Annotated in this window: 19 protein-coding genes; 10 read left to right on the forward strand and 9 right to left on the reverse strand. The window is 51.7% G+C overall.

Annotation, left to right across the window (positions count from 1 at the left end; all coding sequences use genetic code 11):
• Window positions 1–198, forward strand: a 198-nt coding sequence (locus ACFFJP_RS16330) for a hypothetical protein (RefSeq protein ID WP_377246553.1), incomplete at its 5' end; no start/stop codon positions are given.
• Window positions 199–214: 16 nt separating this feature from the next.
• On the opposite strand, the gene ACFFJP_RS16335 is transcribed toward ACFFJP_RS16330, so the two are convergent.
• Window positions 215–502, reverse strand: a complete 288-nt coding sequence (locus ACFFJP_RS16335; protein ID WP_377246556.1) for a DUF6482 family protein — start codon at window positions 500–502, stop codon at window positions 215–217.
• 73 nt (window positions 503–575) lie between these two features.
• Window positions 576–1775 (reverse strand): DcaP family trimeric outer membrane transporter, encoded by a 1200-nt coding sequence (locus ACFFJP_RS16340; RefSeq protein ID WP_377246559.1) that lies wholly within the window; start codon window positions 1773–1775, stop codon window positions 576–578.
• Between the two features lie 208 nt (window positions 1776–1983).
• Between ACFFJP_RS16340 and acs the strand changes: the two genes are divergently transcribed.
• Together acs and ACFFJP_RS16350 are read left to right on the forward strand one after the other, a co-directional pair.
• Window positions 1984–3933: an acetate--CoA ligase gene (gene acs / locus ACFFJP_RS16345; RefSeq protein ID WP_377246562.1), complete on the forward strand. Its 1950-nt coding sequence runs from the start codon at window positions 1984–1986 to the stop codon at window positions 3931–3933.
• Between the two features lie 116 nt (window positions 3934–4049).
• A complete protein-coding gene (locus ACFFJP_RS16350) occupies window positions 4050–4727 on the forward strand; it encodes a LuxR C-terminal-related transcriptional regulator (protein WP_377246565.1) in 678 nt (225 codons plus the stop codon).
• Here the strand turns inward: ACFFJP_RS16350 and ACFFJP_RS16355 are convergent.
• The 3 genes from ACFFJP_RS16355 to ACFFJP_RS16365 all read right to left on the reverse strand — a co-directional run bounded on the left by ACFFJP_RS16355 (window position 4724) and on the right by ACFFJP_RS16365 (window position 11149).
• Entirely contained in the window at window positions 4724–6280 is a 1557-nt protein-coding gene (locus tag ACFFJP_RS16355; protein ID WP_377246568.1) for an HD-GYP domain-containing protein, read from the reverse strand. The two genes, ACFFJP_RS16350 and ACFFJP_RS16355, sit on opposite strands and share 4 nt — an antisense overlap.
• Before the next feature lie 248 nt (window positions 6281–6528).
• Window positions 6529–7581, reverse strand: coding sequence for an AI-2E family transporter (locus ACFFJP_RS16360; protein ID WP_377246571.1), 1053 nt, complete (start codon window positions 7579–7581; stop codon window positions 6529–6531).
• Between the two features lie 28 nt (window positions 7582–7609).
• Window positions 7610–11149 (reverse strand): PAS domain-containing hybrid sensor histidine kinase/response regulator, encoded by a 3540-nt coding sequence (locus ACFFJP_RS16365; RefSeq protein WP_377246574.1) that lies wholly within the window; start codon window positions 11147–11149, stop codon window positions 7610–7612.
• A 253-nt stretch (window positions 11150–11402) separates the two neighbouring features.
• Between ACFFJP_RS16365 and ACFFJP_RS16370 the strand changes: the two genes are divergently transcribed.
• The 4 genes from ACFFJP_RS16370 to ACFFJP_RS16385 all read left to right on the forward strand — a co-directional run bounded on the left by ACFFJP_RS16370 (window position 11403) and on the right by ACFFJP_RS16385 (window position 15955).
• Window positions 11403–11669 carry a DUF4212 domain-containing protein gene (locus ACFFJP_RS16370; RefSeq protein ID WP_377246577.1) on the forward strand — a complete coding sequence of 89 codons (267 nt, stop codon included), beginning with the start codon at window positions 11403–11405 and terminating at the stop codon, window positions 11667–11669.
• Between the two features lie 10 nt (window positions 11670–11679).
• Window positions 11680–13392 carry a sodium:solute symporter family protein gene (locus tag ACFFJP_RS16375; protein WP_377246580.1) on the forward strand — a complete coding sequence of 571 codons (1713 nt, stop codon included), beginning with the start codon at window positions 11680–11682 and terminating at the stop codon, window positions 13390–13392.
• Between the two features lie 77 nt (window positions 13393–13469).
• Entirely contained in the window at window positions 13470–15275 is a 1806-nt protein-coding gene (locus tag ACFFJP_RS16380) for a putative nucleotidyltransferase substrate binding domain-containing protein (RefSeq protein WP_377246583.1), read from the forward strand.
• A gap of 2 nt (window positions 15276–15277) precedes the next feature.
• Complete coding sequence (locus ACFFJP_RS16385) at window positions 15278–15955, forward strand: 3'-5' exonuclease (protein ID WP_377246586.1); 678 nt, start codon at window positions 15278–15280, stop codon at window positions 15953–15955.
• 95 nt (window positions 15956–16050) lie between these two features.
• Here ACFFJP_RS16385 and efp read toward each other — a convergent pair whose 3' ends face one another.
• Genes efp through ACFFJP_RS16405 form a run of 4 tightly spaced genes read right to left on the reverse strand, consistent with a single transcriptional unit; the run spans window position 16051 to window position 18766 of the window.
• Window positions 16051–16611, reverse strand: a complete 561-nt coding sequence (gene efp, locus ACFFJP_RS16390; protein ID WP_430455856.1) for an elongation factor P — start codon at window positions 16609–16611, stop codon at window positions 16051–16053.
• An 18-nt stretch (window positions 16612–16629) separates the two neighbouring features.
• Window positions 16630–17838, reverse strand: coding sequence for an elongation factor P maturation arginine rhamnosyltransferase EarP (gene earP, locus ACFFJP_RS16395; RefSeq protein ID WP_377246589.1), 1209 nt, complete (start codon window positions 17836–17838; stop codon window positions 16630–16632).
• Between the two features lie 26 nt (window positions 17839–17864).
• Window positions 17865–18239 carry a hypothetical protein gene (locus ACFFJP_RS16400; RefSeq protein ID WP_377246592.1) on the reverse strand — a complete coding sequence of 125 codons (375 nt, stop codon included), beginning with the start codon at window positions 18237–18239 and terminating at the stop codon, window positions 17865–17867.
• Window positions 18239–18766: a hypothetical protein gene (locus ACFFJP_RS16405; protein ID WP_377246595.1), complete on the reverse strand. Its 528-nt coding sequence runs from the start codon at window positions 18764–18766 to the stop codon at window positions 18239–18241. The genes ACFFJP_RS16400 and ACFFJP_RS16405 overlap by 1 nt, the downstream gene beginning before the upstream one ends.
• A gap of 104 nt (window positions 18767–18870) precedes the next feature.
• Between ACFFJP_RS16405 and ACFFJP_RS16410 the strand changes: the two genes are divergently transcribed.
• The 3 genes from ACFFJP_RS16410 to ACFFJP_RS16420 are packed head-to-tail and all read left to right on the forward strand — an operon-like array spanning window position 18871 to window position 22656.
• Window positions 18871–20136 carry a diguanylate cyclase domain-containing protein gene (locus tag ACFFJP_RS16410; protein ID WP_377246598.1) on the forward strand — a complete coding sequence of 422 codons (1266 nt, stop codon included), beginning with the start codon at window positions 18871–18873 and terminating at the stop codon, window positions 20134–20136.
• Window positions 20123–22156, forward strand: a complete 2034-nt coding sequence (locus tag ACFFJP_RS16415; protein WP_377246601.1) for a TonB-dependent receptor plug domain-containing protein — start codon at window positions 20123–20125, stop codon at window positions 22154–22156. Before ACFFJP_RS16410 ends, ACFFJP_RS16415 begins: the two co-directional genes overlap by 14 nt.
• Window positions 22150–22656 (forward strand): YfiR family protein, encoded by a 507-nt coding sequence (locus tag ACFFJP_RS16420; RefSeq protein ID WP_377246604.1) that lies wholly within the window; start codon window positions 22150–22152, stop codon window positions 22654–22656. Before ACFFJP_RS16415 ends, ACFFJP_RS16420 begins: the two co-directional genes overlap by 7 nt.

Genomic DNA, 22656 nt, shown 5'->3' on the forward strand with positions numbered 1-22656 from the left:
GCGTCTTTTTATCGACTATTTTTCACTTTTCAAACTCACCCGGCGTTCTGCGTTTCGCTTCACCCCGTCGGCATGGCGCGCATTATAGGTCGTTTTAAATCTCGCGCAAGCAGTTCACGCAGAAAAATAGAGAAAAACGAACCGTTCGCCGATTTTTCAGACGATCCGTTTATTCTTCATGCGATTAAGCCCCGTTAGCAGGCAATAAAGCAGCCTATATAGGAACGATTAACCGGTTATCGACTTTATCGCCCTGCCCAATCATTTCGTCATAGGCTGATTCATGTACTAAAAACGCTTCCTTTATAGTAGCGGACGACAGTTGCTGCTTTACCTGGCTCACGCTATAGAACGGTCGCGGTTTATTGTTCTCACCAATGATGTAGCCATTACGCCCATCAAAATCGACTTCCGCCAGATAAACACCCATTTCAAATGAGTGGACCGTTAACTTATCAATCACGACGTCCTGAAAGTTCAGGTGTTCTAACCGATGCGCCATACAGACCTCCTGTTAATCACCTAGATCTGTACGGCGCAGCTCTCTTTATAGATCTGTAGATATCAACCGTATCTTAGAAATCGTATTTCGCTGAGAACTGGATCCGGTTCAGGTCGCCATCTAAATCAGATTCGAGAACCCGCGTTGCATGACGAACTTCGACCCCGACCGATACTTTACTAGCCAGTTGATAAATCAGGTTAGCGCTATAGCTTGATGTGCTTTCAGTTTGCGCAAGACCGGTCAGATCAACCGGATTATCAATCTGCTGGGCGGAATAAAAGAAACTCGACCGTAACTTGTCATTCCATGAATGCTTGTAGGCCAGCGTGTAGCCGATACTGCTAATTGCTTCTAAAGCCCCTGCCCTCGTCAATACAGCATCATTACCGGTGTTTAGGCTGAGGTAACGGCCCAGTCCGTCGCCGTAGGTGACAGCGAAACGGATATCATCAGTTTTTGACACATTGATTTTGCCGCTAAACGATAATCCATACCCCTGCACGGAATCGTCAACCAAGCCTTGTTGCATCGAGAGCTGCCGGCTTAAAGCTGATACCGTTAACCCACCCCAGTCTGCGGTATGGTTATAACGCACTACCAGATCGGGTAAAGAATTGTCATCAGTCACGATGCGACTGCCGCCACCATTTGGGGTCACTGTCGTTTCAGGATTTTCTACCGCAAACTGCCAACCGCCCGTGGTGTAACGCACCTGCGCTTGGCGCACGAACACAGTCCCATCTGTGGTTCCGACAAAGTCCAGACTATCAGGCAGCGCATTGGTATCCATAAAGGTGGTCCAGGTCTGACCAAACAACCAGCCGTCGTAACTGAGGAATGCATGGCGGATCTCCGGCGCATAACCGTTGCTAACACGCTGATCCCCAGTTCCCGTCGTAGCCATCATGTCAAATTCAAAACGTCCGGTAACTTTTTTACCATTTTCCAGCATGGTCTCACTGCTGATAAAGAAGCGGGATTGCCGTGCATGCATGTCCCAGGTCGCTGACTCACCGGCACTACCGACGGGGGTCAGACTCGGGACATAAAACTCGCGCCCAATCCCTGTAGCGATTTGACCGTCTGAAGTATCAGTCCACAGCGCATCCAGTTTGAGATACCCGCCGATATTGATTTCGGTCGTATCACCGACTTTGAAACCTGCGACTGCGCTTTGGCTGTATGCCGCCATGCATAATGCAACAGCCATGGCTGTCCGCGTGATAGTAAGCCGGCTGGTGTGACCTTGTGTGGGCAGATTTTGTTGCATAGTTGTACTCCGCTACCTTGTCTGTTGATCTGTTGTGGTTTTAATGCCACTGCAAATCTGGTAGACGGACACAAATTGCTCAATTAGCCATTAGTCGTAAACGAGGGTACTTGTAGACTAATGTCTAATTTGCCCTGACGGGTAGTTTCGGTAGAACTGGATCATCAAAGAACATCAGGCGCAAAGCGCCACACGGGGAAGACGAACCATGACACATCAATCTGTATATCCGGTCCCGGCATCGGCCAAAGAGCGGACCTGGGCGGACAACGACACTTATCTGCAAATGTACCGGGCCTCGCTTGATAACCCAACGGCATTCTGGGCTGAGCACGGTAAACGTATTGATTGGTTCAAGCCTTTCACTGAAGTCAAAGATACCAGCTTTGCGCTCGGCGAAGTCCATGTGAACTGGTTCAGTGACGGTACCCTGAACGCCAGCTACAACTGTCTGGATCGTCATCTGCCGGAAAAGGCCAATCAAGTGGCCTATTACTGGGAGGGTGACGAACCCGGTGTACAAAAAGCGGTGACCTATCAGGAGCTGTACGACGAGGTCTGCCAGCTGGCGAACGGCATGCGTGCGCTTGGCGTGGGTAAAGGTGATCGCGTCACTGTATATCTGCCAATGATCCCACAGGCCGCGGTTGCGCTATTAGCTTGCGCCCGGATTGGCGCTATTCACTCTGTCGTTTTCGCTGGTTTTTCGCCGGATGCTTTAGGTAGCCGGATTGTTGATTGTGATTCGAAACTGGTCATTACCGCTGATCAGGCCTTACGCGGCGCGCGCATGACGGCGCTGAAAGATAATACCGATCAGGCCATCGCGCACTTAGGTAAAGCCAATCCGGTTAAACATGTCATCGTTGTGAAACACGTCGGCCAGAACATTGACGAACATCCGGGCCGCGACGTCTGGTATCACGAGTTACTGGCAGCGCAGCCGAAGCACTGCGAACCGGAAGCGATGAACGCTGAAGATCCGCTGTTTATCCTCTATACCTCAGGCTCCACCGGCAAACCAAAAGGTGTGTTACATACCACCGGCGGCTATATGGTTTGGGCATCGATGACCCACCAATATGTGTTTGATTACCATCCTGGGGACATATATTGGTGTGCCGCTGATGTCGGCTGGGTCACCGGCCACACTTATATAGTGTATGGTCCTCTGGCAAACGGCGCGACCAGCGTGATGTTTGAAGGGGTGCCAACCTATCCAAGCGTCAAACGGATTGCCCAAATTGTCGATAAGTATCAGGTCAATATTCTCTACACTGCGCCAACAGCTATTCGTGCACTGATGGCACATGGCACTGCGCCTGTGGACGGCAGCAGCCTGACGTCACTGAAAGTACTGGGTAGCGTGGGCGAACCAATCAATCCGGAAGCCTGGCATTGGTACCATGACAATGTCGGTAAAGGCCGCTGCCCGATCGTCGACACTTGGTGGCAAACTGAAACCGGTGGTGTATTGATCACACCTTTACCTGGTGCAACCGCATTAAAACCAGGTTCTGCGACTCGCCCATTTTTTGGTGTACAGCCGGCTATTGTCGATAACGAAGGTAATCTGCTTGAAGGTACCTGTGAAGGTAATCTGGTGCTGCTGGATAGCTGGCCAGGTCAGATGCGTTCTGTCTATGGTGACCATGAACGATTCGAACAAACGTATTTCTCGACATATAAAGGTATGTACTTCACTGGTGATGGTGCCAAGCGTGATGATGACGGCTATTACTGGCTGACAGGTCGCGTCGATGACGTATTAAACGTCTCAGGTCACCGTCTCGGAACGGCCGAAATCGAAAGTTGTCTGGTGGCGCATGAAGCTATTGCCGAAGCTGCTGTGGTGGGTTACCCGCATGACCTCAAAGGCCAGGGTATTTATGTGTTTATCGCCCCTCGCGTCGGTGTAGAGCCAAGCGATGAACTGACCAAAGCCGTGCGGGATTGGGTACGCAGGGAGATTTCACCGATTGCCTCGCCAGATCTGATCCAGTGGGCGCCGGGTCTGCCAAAAACCCGTTCGGGCAAGATTATGCGCCGTATTCTGCGAAAAATTGCCGCCAATGAACATGATTCACTGGGAGATATCTCAACGTTGGCAGATCCGTCCGTAGTCGAACACCTGATCAATAATCGCCTCAACAAATAGCATACAGGTAAGGCCATAATCTGTAAGGGATTATGGCCTCTGTTTACCATGGACAGACCTGCACAGACTGGTTAAGCTGGTACTGGATATTTATCTTCGCTGTCCGAGGGCACCTGATGACTAAATTAATTGTCGCTGACGACCACCCACTATTTCGCAATGCGCTAATCAACGCGATTGGTCATATCATCACGGTTGAAGCGACTATCGAAACCGATTGTTTTGATGCAACTGTACAGGCCTTAGAACAACATCCGGACGCCGATCTATTGTTATTGGACTTACACATGCCGGGGAACTGCGGTTTTCTTGGTTTAATCCAATTGCGCAAGACTTTTCCAACGATGCCAATTGTGGTGATCTCGGCCAGTGATGACCTTGATGTGATCCGCCGGGTGATGAACTTTGGTGCATCGGCTTATATCCCCAAATCCGCTCATCCGCTGGAAATTGGCAATGCACTAAATGCCGTACTGAACGGTGAGTTATGGTTACCGGAAAAATATCGGCATTTATTTAAAGCGGATCCGCAGCAGCATGATGATTCGGACTTGGCTTCCAGAGTCGCGCAACTGACCCAACAACAATATAAAGTGTTGTACTACCTGACCGAAGGCTGGCTGAATAAACAAATCGCCTATGATTTACACATTTCTGAAGCCACGGTCAAAGCGCATATGACGGCTATTTTCCGCAAACTAGGCGTTACCAACCGCACCCAAGTCGTGATTCAGGCGCAGCGCTTGCAACTGGAAACTCCGGCAGATCGTGATTTGTCCCGCCACCCCGGTTAAGACAAACCGGGGATAGCGCTGTGATCGACTTCGTCAATTTGTTCAGCAGCCAGAAATTCATGGGCAAACGTCAGATAAACCTTTTGTTCGACAAAAATGCGGAATAAATCTGCGTCAATGTGCTGTTCTTTTGCCATAAAGCCAAGGATCCGCAAAGACTCAGATAGCGTTTTCGCCTTTTTGTAAGGACGGTCAGAAGCTGTCAAGGCTTCAAAAATATCGGCAATCGCCATAATTCTGGCCTGCACCGACATTTGTTCTTTTTTTAGTCCGCGGGGGTAACCGGTCCCATCCATTTTTTCATGATGGCCACCGGCATATTCCGGCACATTGCGTAAATGTTTTGGGAAAGGTAACGATTCCAGCATTTCGATGGTGATATCAATGTGTCGATTAATGACGCGTCGTTCTTCCGGATTCAGCGTGCCACGCTCTATACATAAGTTGCTGACTTCCGCCGGTGTCAGCACCGACTGCTCCACACCTGCAATGACAATATGATACCGGGCAGCGATATCCCGTACCCGCTTTTGCAGTTCCCACGACATAAATTCGCCGCCGATATTGCTGTGTTGCAAAAATTTCAAATCAACCCGCAGTTGATCCAACATCTCTTCGCGGCTGGTTTGATCCAGCGACTGATCCAGTAATATGTCGCGTTTGGCAATTTCAAAACGGGTTTCCACTAAGGCGATGTTGTCATGTAGCCCATGTAACTTGGTGGCTTTGTCCATCACATATTCCGGCGTGGCGATTTTGCCGCAATCATGTAACCAGGCCGCCACCGATAACTCATGTACATCCGCTTCACTCATAACAAAATCAGCCAACGGGCCTTCGCGCGTTTCAGTACAAGCATGTGCCAACAGCATCGTGATCGCCGGCACTCTCCGGCAATGACCACCGGTATAAGGTGATTTTTCATCAATGGCTTTAGCCAGTAGCCTGCTGAGCGCGCCAAACAGTTCTTCCAGATCCAATACCAGTTGTTTATTGGTCAGCACCATCGCCGCCATCGACGACAGTGCAATCACCAATCGTTGGGTCTCGGCTGAAAATGCCTGCACCTGACCAGCACTATCGAGGCAGTTAACCAATTGCAGTACCCCGGTTACATCACCCTGATGATCAAGTAGTGGGACTGTTAGCATCGATTGCGTGCGATAGCCAAGCTGCTGGTCGAATTCACGGGCTTTTTGTTGATTGACCAGTGGGCTCAGATACACGTCATCAATGACGATCGGTTGTTTTTGCACGGCAGCCAGCGCCACGACAGCACTGTCATTCGGTTTTCCTGCGGTATATAACGGAATTGGTGCCAGTGCCGGACTCTGCCCTGAACTGCCGCCCTGGTGTAGGCCCAGACTGCGATTAAATAAAGTGGCGAACTCAAGACTGTTGTCACTAGTCAGGCGGTAGATAGTGCCCCCATCAGCCTGACTGATGTGTTGTGCGCTTTGCAGAATTTGTTCGAGCAGAACGGTACGGTCTGTTTGGCGGGCCAGAGCCAAGCCTATATTGACAAAGTGTTCTAACTGCTCAAGATTTTCCACTGACTTCGTCCTTGTACATGATTTTCAGCGATAGTTACCGCTGAGTATAGTCAGATAATATTTGTTCATTGCAAGCTAAGAACGACAAAATTCCACTTGTCGACGGCATCAGCGGTTCGCCCGCACTCCGCACCGGCAGACCGATCGCCACAACTGTAACAACTGTTGAACAGTGGCCTGTCACGGCGCATGCCAAACTCAGCTGGCCGGTGCGGTTTCTATCAAAGTTCCGGCACTAGAACCGGCACTCAGGATGATGATCGTTGGTTAAATTCGGTCATAAAAATTTGCCAGAACACCATAAACAGCGCTGCGACCAGTGGCCCCAACACAAATCCGTTAATCCCAAACAGACTGATGCCACCAATAGTGGAGAACAACACCACATAATCCGGCAGCTTAGTATCGCGTCCGACTAATAATGGCCGCAGCATGTTATCTGCCAGACCGATCACTGTAGCGCCATAAACCACCAACACGGTGGCCTGCTGCCATTGTCCGGTTGCATACAGATAAAGTGCGACCGGCAACCAGACCAACGCAGCTCCAATGGCTGGTAACAAACTTAAAAAAGTCATCATGACGCCCCAAAGCACTGGAGCCGGAATATCTAACAGATAAAAAATGATGCCGCCAAGGGTACCTTGCACCAGCGCCACGACCAGATTGCCTTTAACTGTGGCGCGGGTTACTTCGGCAAATTTAGCGAATAACAGATGTTCGCGTTCGTCGCCAAGTGGCAACGCCTCAACCAGCAAATGCAGCAATTTAGGGCCGTCACGCAACAGAAAAAATGCCAGATACAGCATCAATGCAATATTCAGAAACAGGCCGGCGGCATTCTGGCCTATTGCCAGCATTTCACTGGCCAGAACTTTGCTGGTGGTCATCGCAAAATCGCTTAATTTTTGCCGCAGGTTATCCGTATTGATGCCGAAATCATGCAGGGTTGAAACCACAGCCGGAAACGCTGATTTAACCGCATCAATCATTTTTGCCGGATCCACTTCACCGCTTTGCAAACGGTCGTAGAAACTGATGCCTTCCTGCACAAATGACGCACCGATAGCCAACAGCGGTAAGACCACCACCAGCACTGAACACAGCAGTGTCACTAACGCCATTCGGCCACGCCGGGCTGATACGTGCAGCAATAACCACTGTTGCAGCGGATAAAAAATCACACTGAGTGCACAGGCCCAAAATACTGCGCCCCATAATGGTTCCAGCACCCAGCCGAAGGCTAACGTCACAACAACCAACATCAGCAGAAAAAATCGGCTTTCCAGTTCGGCACGCATGCAAATCTCCTTGTTGTATCTCCCTGCGTCATTCAGGGCTGTGCAGTTTCAGTGAATTTAAAGCCGCACGCAAGGCCGCTGCTTTGATCGGTTTGGCTAAAAACACCATCCCGGCCGCCTTGGCCTGGGCCGGCAGTGTCGGATCGGGCGCTGCCGATACTAAAACACCACGCAGCTTCGGCCAACGTTGTTTTAATGCGATAAACAGCTGCAGCCCATCAGGCGGCTCGCCTAATTGATAATCAGCGATCAAGATATCTACCGGCTCGTTGCGCTGCAGCGCGGTTTGACCATTGTCTTCACAGGCAATAGAACCGAGTTGCCATTGCGTTAACAACACATTGAGCGCCGCAAGATTGCTATGGTCATCATCGACACAAAGGATTTGCAATCCGGCACTGATGAGCTCAGCAGTTGTCGCTGTGCTCTCGGTATTATTGGTCAACACTGTGGGTAAATGGCTGGCCAACAGCGGCACCGCCACTCGAAAACAACTACCGTGCCCCGGTACAGAATGAACCTCGAGCGGATGGCCAAGGCTTCTGGCCATGCGCTGCACCACGCCGAGGCCAAGACCGACACCTTGCTGGCCACGTGCGGTTGCCTGCACACGGAAAAAGTCGACAAAAATCTGTTGCTGGTCCATCTCCGATAAACCAGGCCCGGTATCCCAAATTTCGATCCAGACCTGCGCGCCCCGCCGGCGACAACCCATCAACACTTTGCCGCTTTGAGTATATTTAATCGCATTACTCAATATGTTCTGAATGATCCGCCGTAAATAAGTGGGATGACTACTCACCTGAAAATGACCTGGCCGGACATGCAACTGTAACTGTTTCTGCTGCGCCAACAGCTGACTTTCATCAGCCAGCTGCAGCAGCATCGCGCGCAAATCGACCGGTCCGACCGGAAACTCCAGTTTGCCTTCGTCCAACCTGGCGATATCCAGCAAGGTCGCCATCAGCTCTTCTGTTGCCTTTAATGAATTATCCAACTGCCCCAGCATTTGCCGGCCTTTATCATTCAACCCCTGATCAATCAGCGCGGCCGAAAACAATCGCGCTGCGTTGAGCGGCTGCAAAATGTCATGACTGGCCAGTGCCAAAAAGCGGGTTTTTGAGGCATTGGCAGCTTCAGCTTCCGCTTTTGCCTGCAGTAGCTGCAACTCAGTGGTGCGACGCAGATCAACCTCCGCCAGCAGATCCGCATTCATCTGGCTGATTTGCGCCGTGCGTTCTGACACCCGGATTTCCAAATGCTCCTTGGCGGCAGCCAGCGCCTGCACCGCTTTGACGTGCTCGGTGATATCGGTAAAGCTGGTAACAAAACCCCCACCAGGTATTGGATTACCGCGAATTTCGATGACGGAACCATCCGGCCGTACGCGCTGGAACACGTGGGCGGTGCCATTTTGCAAGTGACTGATCCGCTTAGCGACATGTTCATCGGCAGCACCTTCGCCGCACAAACCACGCTCTGCATTAAAACGCACAATATCGGCCACAGCACGGCCTACCCGGATCATGCCGGCCGGATATTCAAACATTTCCAGATATTTTTTGTTCCAGGCGACTAATTGCAGATCACGGTCCACCACACTGACGCCCTGACTGAGGTTTTCCAGCGTCGAGAACAGGATCTTGCGTGAAAACTGAATGGCTTCGCGCGTGTCATCAAACATCGTGACGACGTCTTCGAAAGCAAAAGATCGACCTTCCAACACCGCATTGACCATCGCTGCGGCACTGGACGAGCCAATCACCCCGGCGAGCTCACGTTCGACATGGCGTACTAACTGCGGTTGTAAAACATCGTCTGCGGAGGGTCTGTAGCCATTGCGCTGGGCAAATTCGTCCAGAGCTTCCTGCACCCGGTTGCTACCGACAAAACGCTCCAGCAACGTCAGCATATCGGCAGAGCGCAGCGCAGTTCGTTTTAAGGATTTGCCATCATCCGGCAGTGGCAGGTTAGGTTTGACAAAAGCCACGGCTTGTAGCCGGTCATTTAAATCGGCTTTGTGTAATAGTGATACCACGACATAGGCCAGCGTATTTAACCCTAGTGACCAATACACACCGTGACTGAGCGGGTCTAACTGAACACCGAATAATGCGGTGGGTCTGAGCCATTGCAGGCCAAAAGCCCCCTGCTGCAGCAATGGCTCTGCCAGTACACCGGCATTGACCAGCTGCGGCAGCATCAGGCAATAAAACCACAACACAAATCCGACCGACACGCCGGCATAAACGCCCCAGGCATGACCCCGCCGCCAGTACAAACCACCAAGCACTGCCGGCGCCAGCTGAATGATCAGCGCAAATGCCAAAAGACCGGTTTCTGCCAACTCGTAGCTGCGCGCAAACCAACGATAATAACCCCAGGATAAAGCCATCACGACGAGGATCATCAGCCGGCGTACACGCAGAATTAATCTGCTGTAGTCGCCGGTATGTGGCTGCATCTGCCGGCGTCTTAAAATGGCAGGCATCACCACGTCATTACTGATCATGGTGCCAAGCGCCAGCGTGGCAATTACAATCATCGAAGTTGCTGCCGAAAATCCACCGATAAACACGAACGCACTGAGGATATCCCAGCCTTGGCTCGCCGGAATCAACAACACAAAGCTGTCGGCATGCGCCAGTTGCGTCGGAAACAAATCCACACCGGCCATCGCGATGGGCACGACCACCAGCGTCACCAACACTAGATACAGCACAAACCAGCGTCTTGCCTGATGCAAATGTGCTGCAGAAGTATTTTCAACAAAAGTGACATGGAACTGGCGCGGCAATAAGAAAACAGCGCAGACAGCGAGTAAGGTTTTAGTAAAAAAACTCAGCACACTAAAGGCTTCAGCCGATTGTTGACTGGCGCTGTGTTGCTGAAACTGTTGTAGTAGCAGTGAGGGGGCCGGGATCAGCCAGTACAGTACTGCACCGGCTAACAACAGAAGTGCCGCCAGTTTAACCACGGATTCAAAAGCAATAGCCGCCATCACACCACGATTTTGCTCAGTCAGGTGCAGCTTGCGGGTGCCAAACAAAATCGCAAACAACGCCATCGTCGCCGCACTCCATAGGGCGGAATCCTGCCATACAGGCCCAGTGGTGTCAGCCGCACCGCCGACCAATACCTGATAGGAGCTGGTGACCGCTTTGAGCTGCAACGCGATGTAGGGCACTACCACCACCAAGCACAATAATGCAGTCAGTGCAGCAATCGCCTGCCGTTTGCCATAACGGGCGCTGATAAAGTCAGTGAGTGAGGTCACATTGTGTTTTTTGGCGACAAACAATAGCTTGAGCAGTAAGCGATGACCGAATAAATACAACAGCACAGGACCCAGATAAATCGGCAGATAGTCCCAACCAGAACTAACTGCAGACCCCACAGCACCATAATAAGTCCAGGATGTACAATAGACCGCCAAGGCCAGGCTGTAGATCGCCCCCCCATACTTTTGTAGTAATGAATCATGCCGCGACTGGTCAGCCCAATTAGCGATGGCAAATAGGCCGCCGATATACGCGACTGCCAGCATGATGATCCAGCCTGTTGCCACTGGACACTCCTCTTTTCATTTCAATTAGTTACAACCTGTACAGCCAGCAATCATCTGCCAGGCGTTGCTGCTCAGTCTTTGATAAATAGGCCAGACTGTCAATCACATCAGCAGGCAAAACCTGATAGGTGTCAACCACTTCGACTAAAGTCGGGCTAGGCGTTTTGCCAGCAGCGGCTATTGTGTAACCAGCGGCATTTGCCAGCTCACAACAGGTTATAACAATAAACAAAACACAACGAGGAGAGACTTTATGGCGTTTCACAGCTCTGAACAAGCCAGTGCCTATTGGCGTGAAAATGTCAGTCTGATGCTGAAACTGCTGGCGATCTGGTTTGCAGTTTCATTTGGTGCCGGCATTTTATTTGTCGATGCGCTGAACGCAATCCAGTTTTTCGGCTTCAAGCTCGGATTCTGGTTTGCCCAACAAGGTTCTATCTACGTTTTTGTGCTGCTGATTTTCGTCTACGTCGTGAAGATGAATCAGTTAGACCAGAAATACAACGTCCAAGAAGATTAAGGGGCGCGCCATGGATTTACAGACTCTCACTTATATTATTGTCGGCGCGACCTTCCTGCTGTACATAGGTATTGCAATCTGGGCACGGGCCGGCTCTACACACGAATTCTACGTCGCCGGTGGTGGCGTTTCGCCATTAGCCAACGGGATGGCGACTGCTGCCGACTGGATGTCTGCTGCATCCTTCATTTCGATGGCCGGTTTAATTTCCTTTATGGGTTACGACGGCTCTGTCTATCTGATGGGCTGGACCGGTGGTTATGTGCTGCTGGCGTTATGTCTGGCCCCCTACCTGCGCAAATTCGGCAAATTTACAGTGCCGGATTTTATCGGCGATCGGTATTACTCACAAACAGCGCGCACTGTCGCAGTGGTTTGCGCGATCCTGGTGTCGTTTGTTTATGTTGCAGGCCAAATGCGTGGTGTCGGCGTCGTGTTCAGCCGCTTCCTGGAAGTGGATATTGAAACCGGCGTTGTCGTTGGCATGGCGGTAGTGTTTTTCTACGCAGTTTTAGGCGGTATGAAAGGCATTACCTATACCCAGGTCGCGCAATATTGTGTGCTGATTTTTGCCTATCTGGTTCCTGCCGTGTTTATCTCTTTGATGATCACCGGCAATCCAATTCCACAACTCGGTTTTGGTGGCACAATTGAAGGTACAGATACCTACTTGCTGGATAAGTTAGACGGCCTGTCAAAAGAGCTCGGCTTTGCGATGTATACCGATGGTACTAAGTCGATGATCGATGTATTCGCCATCACTGCAGCCTTGATGGTCGGTACTGCCGGTTTACCTCATGTTATCGTGCGGTTCTTCACAGTGCCACGCGTGAAAGATGCGCGTATTTCAGCTGGCTGGGCATTAATCTTCATCATGATCCTGTACACCACAGCCCCATCAATCGGCGCTTTTGCCCGCTACAATTTGATCAACACCATCAATGGCGCTGATCAACAAGGCACCTTGGTCAGTGAAACACCACAGTGGATCAGCAACTGGGAAAAAACCGGTTTGATCAAGCATGAAGATAAAAATGGTGACGGCCGCATGTTTTATTCAGGCGATGAGCGCAATGAGATGACCATTGACCGCGACATCATGGTATTGGCCAATCCAGAAATTGCGAAGTTACCAAACTGGGTCATTGCATTGGTGGCGGCAGGCGCAATTGCGGCAGCCCTATCCACTGCAGCCGGCTTGTTGTTGGTGATTTCGACGTCGATTTCGCATGATTTACTGAAGCGAAATCTGATGCCAAACATTTCCGACAAAATGGAGTTGCGTTATGCACGGGGCGCTGCTGCAGTCGCGATTTTAGTAGCCGGCTATCTGGGGATCAATCCGCCAGGCTTTGTGGCCGAAGTTGTAGCCTTTGCTTTCGGTTTAGCGGCGGCCAGCTTCTTCCCGGCGATTATCCTTGGCATTTTCTATAAGAAAATGAACAAAGAAGGGGCGATCGCCGGTATGTTAGCGGGCATGGTGTTTACCATCGGCTATATCGTCTACTTCAAAGGTATCTTTATCACCCCGATGGCGGCCAATATTCCGGCCAACTGGCTCCTCGGTATTTCACCGGAAGGTATCGGTACCGTTGGTATGCTGGTCAATTTCATTGTGGCCTTTGTGGTGAGCAGATTCACCAAAGAAGTCCCAGTCGAAGTGCAGGAAATTGTTGAATCTATCCGGTTCCCGAAAGGTGCTGGTGCGGCATCCGCCCACTAAACTTTCACTAAGATAACCGGACACCGCAGTATCAGGTCAGCGTCACGGCGCTGACCTTTTTCATGCAGGAGCTTGTGATGCAAATTCAGGAAGTGGTGCAGTTTTTAACGCAAGTTCCCCCTTTTGCCGAATTGCCGGCGGCCGACCTCAGCGCGCTAAGCCAACAAATCAAGATCTATTATGCCGTGCAATCCGAACAGCTACCGTTCAGCCACCAGCTGATATTGGTGCGTACCGGCTTGTTTCTGATGCAACAACAACAGCAACTCTATCCACTGCAAAGCGGTGATTGCTGGGGTTATCGCCAGTTGTTAACGCAACAGGATGTCGCCGAACAACTGCATTGTCAGGAAGATGGGTTGGTTTACCTGATCCCGCAAGCGGTGTTTGAACAATATCAACATCAATTCAAAAACTTTGCGTTGTATTTTCAACGCTTGCTTGGCCGGGCACTGCACTTACATCAGCAAAGTGCTACCGACCATCAGCGTGTTGCTGATCTGTGTGCCCGACAGGTTTACAGCATTCAAGGTGATGCCACGATCCAGCAGGCGGCGATATTGATGACGCAGCAGCGCATATCGTCTGTTTTGGTCATGGCTGATAATCAGCTTTGCGGTATTCTGACCGACCGCGATCTACGCACTAAAGTGCTGGCCACCGGCCTGCCAGCGAATACCCCCGTCGAGCAGGTAATGACGCGAAATCCTTACCGCATTGCCGCCGACGCCTTTAGTTTTGAAGCCCTGCAGCTGATGAGCCAGCATAATATTCACCACCTACCGGTCGAACGAGCAGGTAGCGTCATCGGGGTGCTGACGACCAGCGACTTGGTGCGCAGTACGCAGGAACACCCACTGTTTTTAATCAGCCATATTCACCGCCAGCATGATAGCGCAGGGCTGAGTGCCTGCCAGGCATCCATCACACAACTGTGCAGGCAATTGGGACAACAACAACTGCCGTCCCGCGAAATCAGTCAGATCCTGACCACTTTGTATGACGCGCTGGCGCAGAGCTGGCTGAAGTTAGCGCTACAACAGCTGGGCCCTGCCCCATGTGCATTCAGCTGGTTGTGTTTTGGCTCGCAAGCACGACAAGACATGTTACTCAGTGCCGATCAGGACAATGCGCTGTTACTGGAAAAAGAACCGGTCGGTGATGTTGAACGCTACTTCAGTGCGCTGGCTAGCTTTGTCTGTGACGGTTTGGCCAGCTCTGGTCAGGTACTGTGCCCGGGATTGGTGATGGCGACCAATCCGAAACTACGGCTCAGTCTGTCAGGCTGGTCAAGCCGTTTTGCCGGCATGATCCAGACCCCCACACCACAGGCGTTGCTCGACAGCAGTATCTATTTTGATGCCCGTGTGGTCGCAGGCAGTCAGGCACTGTTTAACGCACTGCAGTCAGATATTCTGGCGATGAGTAACCAGCAGCTGTTTATCTGGCAACTGGCAAAAAATGCGCTGAGCCATCAACCGCCACTAGGCTTTTTTAAGCACTTTATCCTCGAGCAGGACGGCGCCAAACGCCGGGGATTGGACTTAAAAAAACGCGGCATTGCGCTGATTCATGATGTTGTCAGAGTCCATGCGCTGGCGCATGGCGTTTCTGCTGTGCAGACGCCGGCCCGACTCGACGCCTTGGTCACATTACAGGTGCTCAGCGCCAGCGAAGCGCGGGATTTAACCGCAGCATTTGAATTGTTACATCAGCTGCGCTGGCACCTGCAATATGCCGCACTGCAACAAGACGGATCAATGACAAATTTGCAGGACCCGGCCCAATTGAATGTGCTGCAACGTCATCAGCTCAAAGACGCCTTTGCGGTGATCAGTCAGCACCAGCAAATCGTGGCACAGCGCTATTGCCGGGAGCTATAAGAATGTTATTCAGTACCTGGTTACAGCGACTGAACGCGCTACGCCGCACTCCGGCATTTCCCGGACTACAGACGGTTTCAGGTCAACTGCTGGCGCGCCAGGCGCATTTTTTGGTGCTCGATCTGGAAACTAGTGGTCTTGACGCTAAACAGCATCATATTGTCAGTGCGGGATGGGTCTGCATCAATCAGTTGCAGCTTGATTTGTCTGACAGCTTTTACAGCACACTGCGACCTGCAACTGACGAGGCCAGAACCCTCGGTCAGAGTGCCGTGATCCACGGCTTGCATCAGGCCGATTTGGCTGGTGGCATCAGCGAAAGTGAATTTTTACGCGAGTTTTTACAAGCCGCTGCCGGTCGGGTGCTGGTCTGTCATCACAGTGCCATTGAAAGCCGTTTTTTGCAGCAGGCCTTCAAACGTCAATACCAACAAAGTCCGGCACTGCGATTCGCAGATACGCTGGCCCTTGAGCAACAACGCCTGCAGCGCCAGGGCCAGGTGGTAAAAAGCAGCGCTCTGAGTCTGAACCAATGTCTGTTGCGCCATGGCCTGCCACAGGTCCAAGCGCACAATGCGCTGGAGGATGCTTACGGCTGCGCGTTATTGCTACTTAGTCAAATCCGGGCTCGCGGCCATGACTTGACGATCAGAGCTTTGCTAAACCCTCATTCAGTCTGAGGCAGACGAATGATTCACGCATGGCGATAACCCAAGGGGGATGAACTGTGCAAAAAAAAACCGCCAGAAGGCGGTTATTTTTTAGCAGAAGCCAATTACTTGGCGCGGCTGCGGTACTCGTCAGTACGGGTGTCGATTTCGATTTTGTCGCCGATCTCAACGAAAGCTGGAACCTGAATTTCAAAACCAGTTTCCAGTTTTGCCAGCTTCATGACTTTACCTGAAGTGTCGCCACGGGCAGCAGGCTCAGTGTAAGTCACTTCACGAACTACGATGGTTGGCAGGTCAACAGAGATTGCACGTTCGCCGTAGAATACAACTGAACAAGCCATTTCTGGCATCAGATACTTCAGCGCATCTGTCATGTTGTCGGCTTCGATTTCGTATTGGTTGTATTCAGCATCCATGAACACGTACATTGGATCAGCGAAGTAAGAATAAGTTACTTCTTTAGTTTCCAGCAGAACTTGTTCAAATTTGTCGTCCGCGCGGTATACAGTTTCTGTACCCTGGCCAGACAGCAGACCTTTCAGCTTCATTTTTACAACAGCGGAGTTACGGCCTGATTTGTTGAATTCAGCTTTCTGAACAACCATCGGCTCGTTGTCGACCATAATGACCTGGCCGGCGCGTACTTCTTGAGCAGTCTTCATCATAATTGAAATATCTTCTTGTTAGGAAAAATTGCGCGACATTATAAGTCGGTTTTGTGCAAAACGCACGAGGTTGCTGGCAAGATCTTGCTGAGCCAGTAACTTATGCTGCCAGCGCAGCATAAGGCCCTGTATTTCATCGAAATTATCTACGAGTTGCGGCCAAAAAGCAGCAAAATTCTGCTCTTGTTCCCAGGCCAGATGCAGCTGGCGCCACCAAGCTGCCAGTGCAGGTGGCTCATCAGCCAGCATCAGCGTCAGAAATGCATGAAGTTTTTCCAGATGCGCCTGCTCTGCCTGACGATAGATCTGCCAGATAAATGGCCGACCGGCCCAATGGGCCCGGATCACAGAATCTTCACCCCGGACAAAATTCAGATCACAGAGCGCCAACAACAGATCGTAATCCGGTTGCGGCACAAATGGCAGGATCTGCAGTGTCAGACTGCCGCTCTGCAAGACTCCATGTTGTTGCAGGGCTGGGTAACAGACCCGCAGGTATTGAGCCAGCGCACCTTCAGCAACCAGTAGCCAGTTTGGCCGGTTGTCTGAAGCAAGCAGGTCCAGCCAGGGCTGGATACCAGCCTGGCTGTAGGCAAACACGGAGATCACCCGACAATCCGGCGCAGGTAATGTCAGACCGAGTTGACGCCACGCCACAGCTCTGGCGTCCGCATCTTGCTGCAGATAGCGGGCGGATGCAACCACGTTCGACTCACGTAGCAGTCCACCCACATCGCCAGTAAAACCGGGGAAAAAGAAGTATTTTTTTAAACGGACCCCAGCCTGAGGCGATGGCAGACCATGACAGCCACCGGCCCAGTCTTCGGCCGTCAGATACTCCAGATTCAGCCACAGCGCCTGTGGGTTTGCTTGCTCAAGTGCATTAAGAAATTCCGCTGGCACAGTGCAAGCGAGGGCTTCAATACACAGCTGGACAGTACAAAGTTCAGCAGCTTCCAGCAATGTCTGTGCTGGCAACGCCGTCTGCCAGTGCAGAATGTCCACATCGTTAATGCGCTGGCGTAACGCAGCAGGAGCAACTTGCGGACAAATCCGCGCAAAGCTCTGAAGGTCATCGACAAACAACCGCACCTGGCAGCCATGCTCTGCGACCAGCTGACGGGACAGCCGCCAGCAGATGCCAATATCACCGAAATTATCAATGACGGAGCAGAACATCACCACCGACAGGCCGTGCGCAGGCACCGCAGCAACAGATTCAGACAATATTAAACTCCGCGCAAATGATCAGATTAAGCCAGTACGGCGCGCAGTATAACACCGGCAAGTTTCAGGCTGAATGCCAGACACACCAGACACAGGACTAAGAACAACAGCAACATCAGCTGATACCAGCCAAACCGCAGCCAATACCATAACCGCGCCAACAGACCTGCCACCGGCTTTGCTGTCGGCACCTGCTGAAACATTTGTTTGGCCAGCAATAACAGCAGGCACCACAACAATAATAACAACGGCAATAACAGCCATTCACTGCGCTGCGGCAACAAAAAAAGTACGACACTGCCCAGCAATAACAACAGTGCGCAGATCTGTAAAAACTGCGGTGAAAACCAGTGGCTTGAGCGTTGTAACAACTGCTGATAGCGCCGCCAGAACCCGCGCATCAGAGCAACTCCTGCGAATACAAATCCGGCGGATACAACGCGGCAATACCGGCATCGCCGCGATAATCAGCCACCAACCAGATTTGTTCAAATGGCTGGGCTTGAGGAAGCTGCATCGACTGGCGATAGTGCTGCAATTGTTCAGCACGCCACAGCGGATTGGTATTGCGGATCACCAGCCAAACGCGCTGACTGTCATAACTTTTGCCGGCTTTTTGCCGGATCAATCGATCCAATGCTGCCAGCATCCGTTGCGGCGTAGGCACGTCTGCAAGCGCCGCCAGCGCGTCACGGGTCAGTGGGCTTAAGTCGCGGCCAAGCAGTTGCATAGCCTCGGCTTCGCTACCGTACAAATGCGCAATCTCGAGGTCCAGGCGTTGTTGTTCTAAATAGCAGGACACATCAGGTTTAGCCGGTTCGTTGTGCCAGATATGCCGCATCGAAACGCCATACCGGCGTTGATACAATCGCATAAACAACCGGGCGGCTTCATGTTCCAGCCGGATCTTCTCTGACAATTCCTGCATGCACCTGACCTAATGACGAAGAAACGAATCTGATTCTACTGCAGTTTTCCGCATGGCAGCTATATTAATCAACACTGCGATGTTTCGTGTTTCAGGGGGCTTTTGTGCCGGTAAAACCCTCATCACTTCGGCCTTTATCTTTAGTCAGACGCTTAACCAGACTGAATTTATTAATTCTGGCTGGCACGATTTTTAGCACAGTGCTGTTATTGGCAGCCGTCACCTGGCATTCCGCCCGGGAGCGCCATCTGGCTGAAGCTGCCGTCAATACCGAACAACTGGCGTTAAACCTGGCAGCCAGTCTGGTGTTTCTCGATAAAGCCGCCGCCGCAGCCGAACTGCAAACTTATGCGCAGCGACAGGATGTGCTGGATCTCGCAGTGTACCAACCTGACATGCAGCTATTCGCCAGCCAGCCAGAAAAAGTCAGTCGTTTGTGGTTACAAGCTGACAGCTATCAACAGCTGGATTGGCTGCAATTGCAAGTGCGGCGCCCTATCCGTTTTAAAGCAGAAACTGTTGGCAGTGTGGTGGTGACGGAAAGCTTGGCCGGCTTACAACAGGCATTGTTGTCACTGCTGCTATTGTTTGGCCTGATCGTGATCCTGGCCTTATTCGCGGCCAGCCGGGTACTGCATTTGGTACAGCGTAAAGCACTGGCGCCGGTGGTAGAGCTGGCAGAGCTGGCTGATTATGCGGCCCGAAAACAGGATTACAGTATCAGAGGCACAGTGCGGCGGCGCGACGAAGTCGGCCGTCTGACCGAGCGACTGAATGAACTGTTCAAACGGATTGAGATCTGGCAACAGGACCTGCAACAGCAATTACAGCAGCAACAACAGGCACGGCAGCAACTGGACAAACTGGCGCACTCCGATCACCTGACCGGACTCGCCAACCGCCTATATTTTGAAACTGAATTGCCGCGTGCGGTCGCCTATGCCGCCACAGAGCAACAAACGCTGGCGCTGCTATTTATCGATCTGGATAACTTTAAAACCGTCAATGACCGCTGGGGTCATGATGCGGGTGACGAAGTGCTGCAAATCGTCGCCAAGCGCATGCAATCGCAACTACGACAGACAGACCGGCTCTTTCGCTTAGGCGGCGACGAATTTGCCGTGCTGTTAACAGATATCGTACAACCAGAATGGGCCATGCAACTGGCAGAGCGGTTGATCCAAAGCGTGCGGGAGCCCATGTGGTTAAAAAATTCATTGATGCCGGTTGGAGCGACGGTCGGACTGGCATTTTGCCCACAAGACAGCACCGAAGCTGTGATGTTGTTACAGCAAGCGGATCAGGCGATGTATCAGGCCAAACGGGCCGGTAAAAACACTTGTCGGAGGTTTACCGATGGCGAGGATTAGCTGGTTAACTGCGACGAGCTTGGTGTTGCTGAGCTGGTCTGTGATAGCACAAACGACCAAAGCTCAAACGACCGAAACCGAAGCGCCTACACAAGAAGCGGTGCAAACATCTACGGCAAATAGCTCACCGGCTACGCCGAGTCTGGAACAACTGCTCAGCACGCCACTGAGTGACGTGCCGCAGCAAATCGAAGTTAGCACCGCCGCCCGTTATGCTCAGTCCAGTAACCAGAGCGTCAATGTCACTTATGTCGTCACCGCTGCCGATATCGAACTGTTTCAATGGCAAACGCTGGCACAGATTTTACAAAGCCTGCCCGGTATTTATATCAGCAGTGACAGTGCTTTTTTATATGTCGGCGTGCGTGGGTTAGGCCAACCAGGAGACTTTAATTCGCGTCTGCTGTTTATGCTCGATGGAGTCCGGATCAATGAAAACATTTACGACGCAGGTTTGTTGGGCAGCGACGCTATCATCGATGTAGAAAACATCGACCGGGTCGAGTTTGCGGCAGGTCCTGGCGCAGCAGTCTACGGTAACAATGCGTTTTTTGGCGTCGTGAATATTCTGACTAAAACGGCACAACAACTGCGCGGTGGTGCCCTGCGAATGACGATGCAGAACAATGGCAGTAACCGCTATTTCTTTAATACCGCCAGACGGCTGGAACAGGGCGCCGAATGGTGGTTTAGTGCCAGCCATCAGCAGCATCCGGAGCTGCCACTGGCGTTTGAGCCCCCCGCCGGCGATGCTGAGGCCTATCAAGCACTCAATCATGAACACCTGAGTCGTTTACGTGTTGGTTACCGACAACAAGGCCTGCGATTCCAAGCATTGTGGTCCGGACAAACCCGCTATAGCCCCTCTTCTCTGTTGACGCCGGCAGGCTGGCAAACCGTTGCAGTTGCCGATCAGAACGACAATTTTTTACTGTCACTGGCGCACCAACATACGATCGCAGAAGATCTCACCTTAAGTGGGCACCTGAACCAAAGTGGTAGCCGTTATCAGCGTAACATCCCCATTTACCACCCGGACTTTGCTCAAACCATATTGCACAACGATCAGCTGGGTCGCTGGTTCAGCGGTGATCTGCTGTTGCAATATCAGGGGCTGACCGCGCATGACCTGCTGTTTGGTCTGGAATTTCAGGATGATGTGCGCCAGCAAATTGAAGTATTGCTGGCAGCCAGCAACGAGTTATATCAGGGTTATTATGGCCACAACCAACGCAAGTCGATGTTTGTGCAGGACCAATGGCAACTGCTACCGCAGCACAGCCTGTTACTCGGTGTGCGCTACGATGATTCCCGTGTCAGTCCAGCACGCTGGAGCCCCAGAGTAGGCTGGATCTGGCAACTTAATGATGCGCAGAATCTGAAACTGCTGCATGGCAGCGCCTATCGGTCGGCAAATTTGTACGAATTTGCCACTAACTCCAGCTTTTTTGCACCGCAACCTGAAGTTGAAACTGTAACGTCAACCGAACTGACTTTCGAACAACAACTGTCCCGACAATTCAGTTATCGCCTGAGTTGGTATTATGCGGACATCGATGATCTGATTGCGTTGGAGCCGGCCGAGGCCGTGTTTACCAACAGCAATCACATGCATAACTATGGCACTGAGCTAACGTTGGACTGGCGGTTGCAAAGCGGTGCCATGTTCAGTGCCGCCTGGTCGTGGCAACGCGGTCAGAATGCGCTGGGTCAGCGCTTGCAAAACTCGCCACAGCATCTGGTCAAACTGCAGTTTCAGCAACCGATCAGTTGGTTAGATGCACAATTTAGCGCCACCGCTTTGGGTATGAGTCAGCGTTGGGTTGGCGACAGTCCGTTAGCCGCTTATGTTGTGATCGATTTGGGTCTTACCTGGCAACTAAGTACCGAGCATCTGCTGGCCATACAACTGCAGAATGCCGGCGACCGGATGATTTTTGACCGGCCCATTCAGAGTAATCCGCCGGCATTGCAACCAGGCCGGGTATTCTCCGTCACCTGGCGGTGGCAACTATGGTAAAGCTGAGGGCACTGTGGTTATGCGTCAGTCTGTTGGGCACTTCGGTCACACCGGTGCTGGCCACTGGATTTGCTGCTGATGAATTTAGTCTCAAAGCGACCTTTTTATACCGGTTTGGCCAATACACTCAGTGGCCCCCGCCACCGCGCAGTCCGATGCGTTTTTGTATTGTGCAGTATCCGCAACTGCTACAGGCACTGCAGGCGCTGCCGATCCAGGTTGACGCCAAAGCTATCGATGATGAACCTGCGTTGGCGCAATGTGATGTTCTGATGATCGGTTTGACCGAACGCCGTGCGCTGCAACAGTGGCAGAGATTGTTGGCCGGTCGCCAGCTATTGATTGTCACAGACAATGCCGAAGCCTACCGTCAGTTGGGCATGATCCAGTTATTGACGTCACCGGATGGCATTAGTTTTCAGGTCAACTTGCAACGTACCCAATCGCACCAGCTGAAACTTGGCTCCCAGCTGTTAAAGCTGGCGCAGCAGGTCGACTAA

This window comes from Rheinheimera tilapiae (genome assembly GCF_042432165.1).
GTDB classification, from domain to species: domain Bacteria; phylum Pseudomonadota; class Gammaproteobacteria; order Enterobacterales; family Alteromonadaceae; genus Pararheinheimera; species Pararheinheimera tilapiae.

Excerpts from the sequence above, each read along its gene's own strand:
- ACFFJP_RS16400 (WP_377246592.1), bottom strand. The coding sequence starts at position 18,239 with ATGCGCGGGTTCTGGCGGCGCTATCAGCAGTTGTTACAACGCTCAAGC.
- ACFFJP_RS16350 (WP_377246565.1), top strand. The coding sequence starts at position 4,050 with ATGACTAAATTAATTGTCGCTGACGACCACCCACTATTTCGCAATGCG.
- acs (WP_377246562.1), top strand. The coding sequence starts at position 1,984 with ATGACACATCAATCTGTATATCCGGTCCCGGCATCGGCCAAAGAGCGG.
- ACFFJP_RS16380 (WP_377246583.1), top strand. The coding sequence starts at position 13,470 with ATGCAAATTCAGGAAGTGGTGCAGTTTTTAACGCAAGTTCCCCCTTTT.
- ACFFJP_RS16335 (WP_377246556.1), bottom strand. The coding sequence starts at position 502 with ATGGCGCATCGGTTAGAACACCTGAACTTTCAGGACGTCGTGATTGAT.
- ACFFJP_RS16375 (WP_377246580.1), top strand. The coding sequence starts at position 11,680 with ATGGATTTACAGACTCTCACTTATATTATTGTCGGCGCGACCTTCCTG.
- ACFFJP_RS16340 (WP_377246559.1), bottom strand. The coding sequence starts at position 1,775 with ATGCAACAAAATCTGCCCACACAAGGTCACACCAGCCGGCTTACTATC.
- ACFFJP_RS16405 (WP_377246595.1), bottom strand. The coding sequence starts at position 18,766 with ATGCAGGAATTGTCAGAGAAGATCCGGCTGGAACATGAAGCCGCCCGG.
- ACFFJP_RS16370 (WP_377246577.1), top strand. The coding sequence starts at position 11,403 with ATGGCGTTTCACAGCTCTGAACAAGCCAGTGCCTATTGGCGTGAAAAT.
- ACFFJP_RS16415 (WP_377246601.1), top strand. The coding sequence starts at position 20,123 with ATGGCGAGGATTAGCTGGTTAACTGCGACGAGCTTGGTGTTGCTGAGC.
- ACFFJP_RS16385 (WP_377246586.1), top strand. The coding sequence starts at position 15,278 with ATGTTATTCAGTACCTGGTTACAGCGACTGAACGCGCTACGCCGCACT.
- ACFFJP_RS16360 (WP_377246571.1), bottom strand. The coding sequence starts at position 7,581 with ATGCGTGCCGAACTGGAAAGCCGATTTTTTCTGCTGATGTTGGTTGTT.
- ACFFJP_RS16420 (WP_377246604.1), top strand. The coding sequence starts at position 22,150 with ATGGTAAAGCTGAGGGCACTGTGGTTATGCGTCAGTCTGTTGGGCACT.
- efp (WP_430455856.1), bottom strand. The coding sequence starts at position 16,611 with ATGATGAAGACTGCTCAAGAAGTACGCGCCGGCCAGGTCATTATGGTC.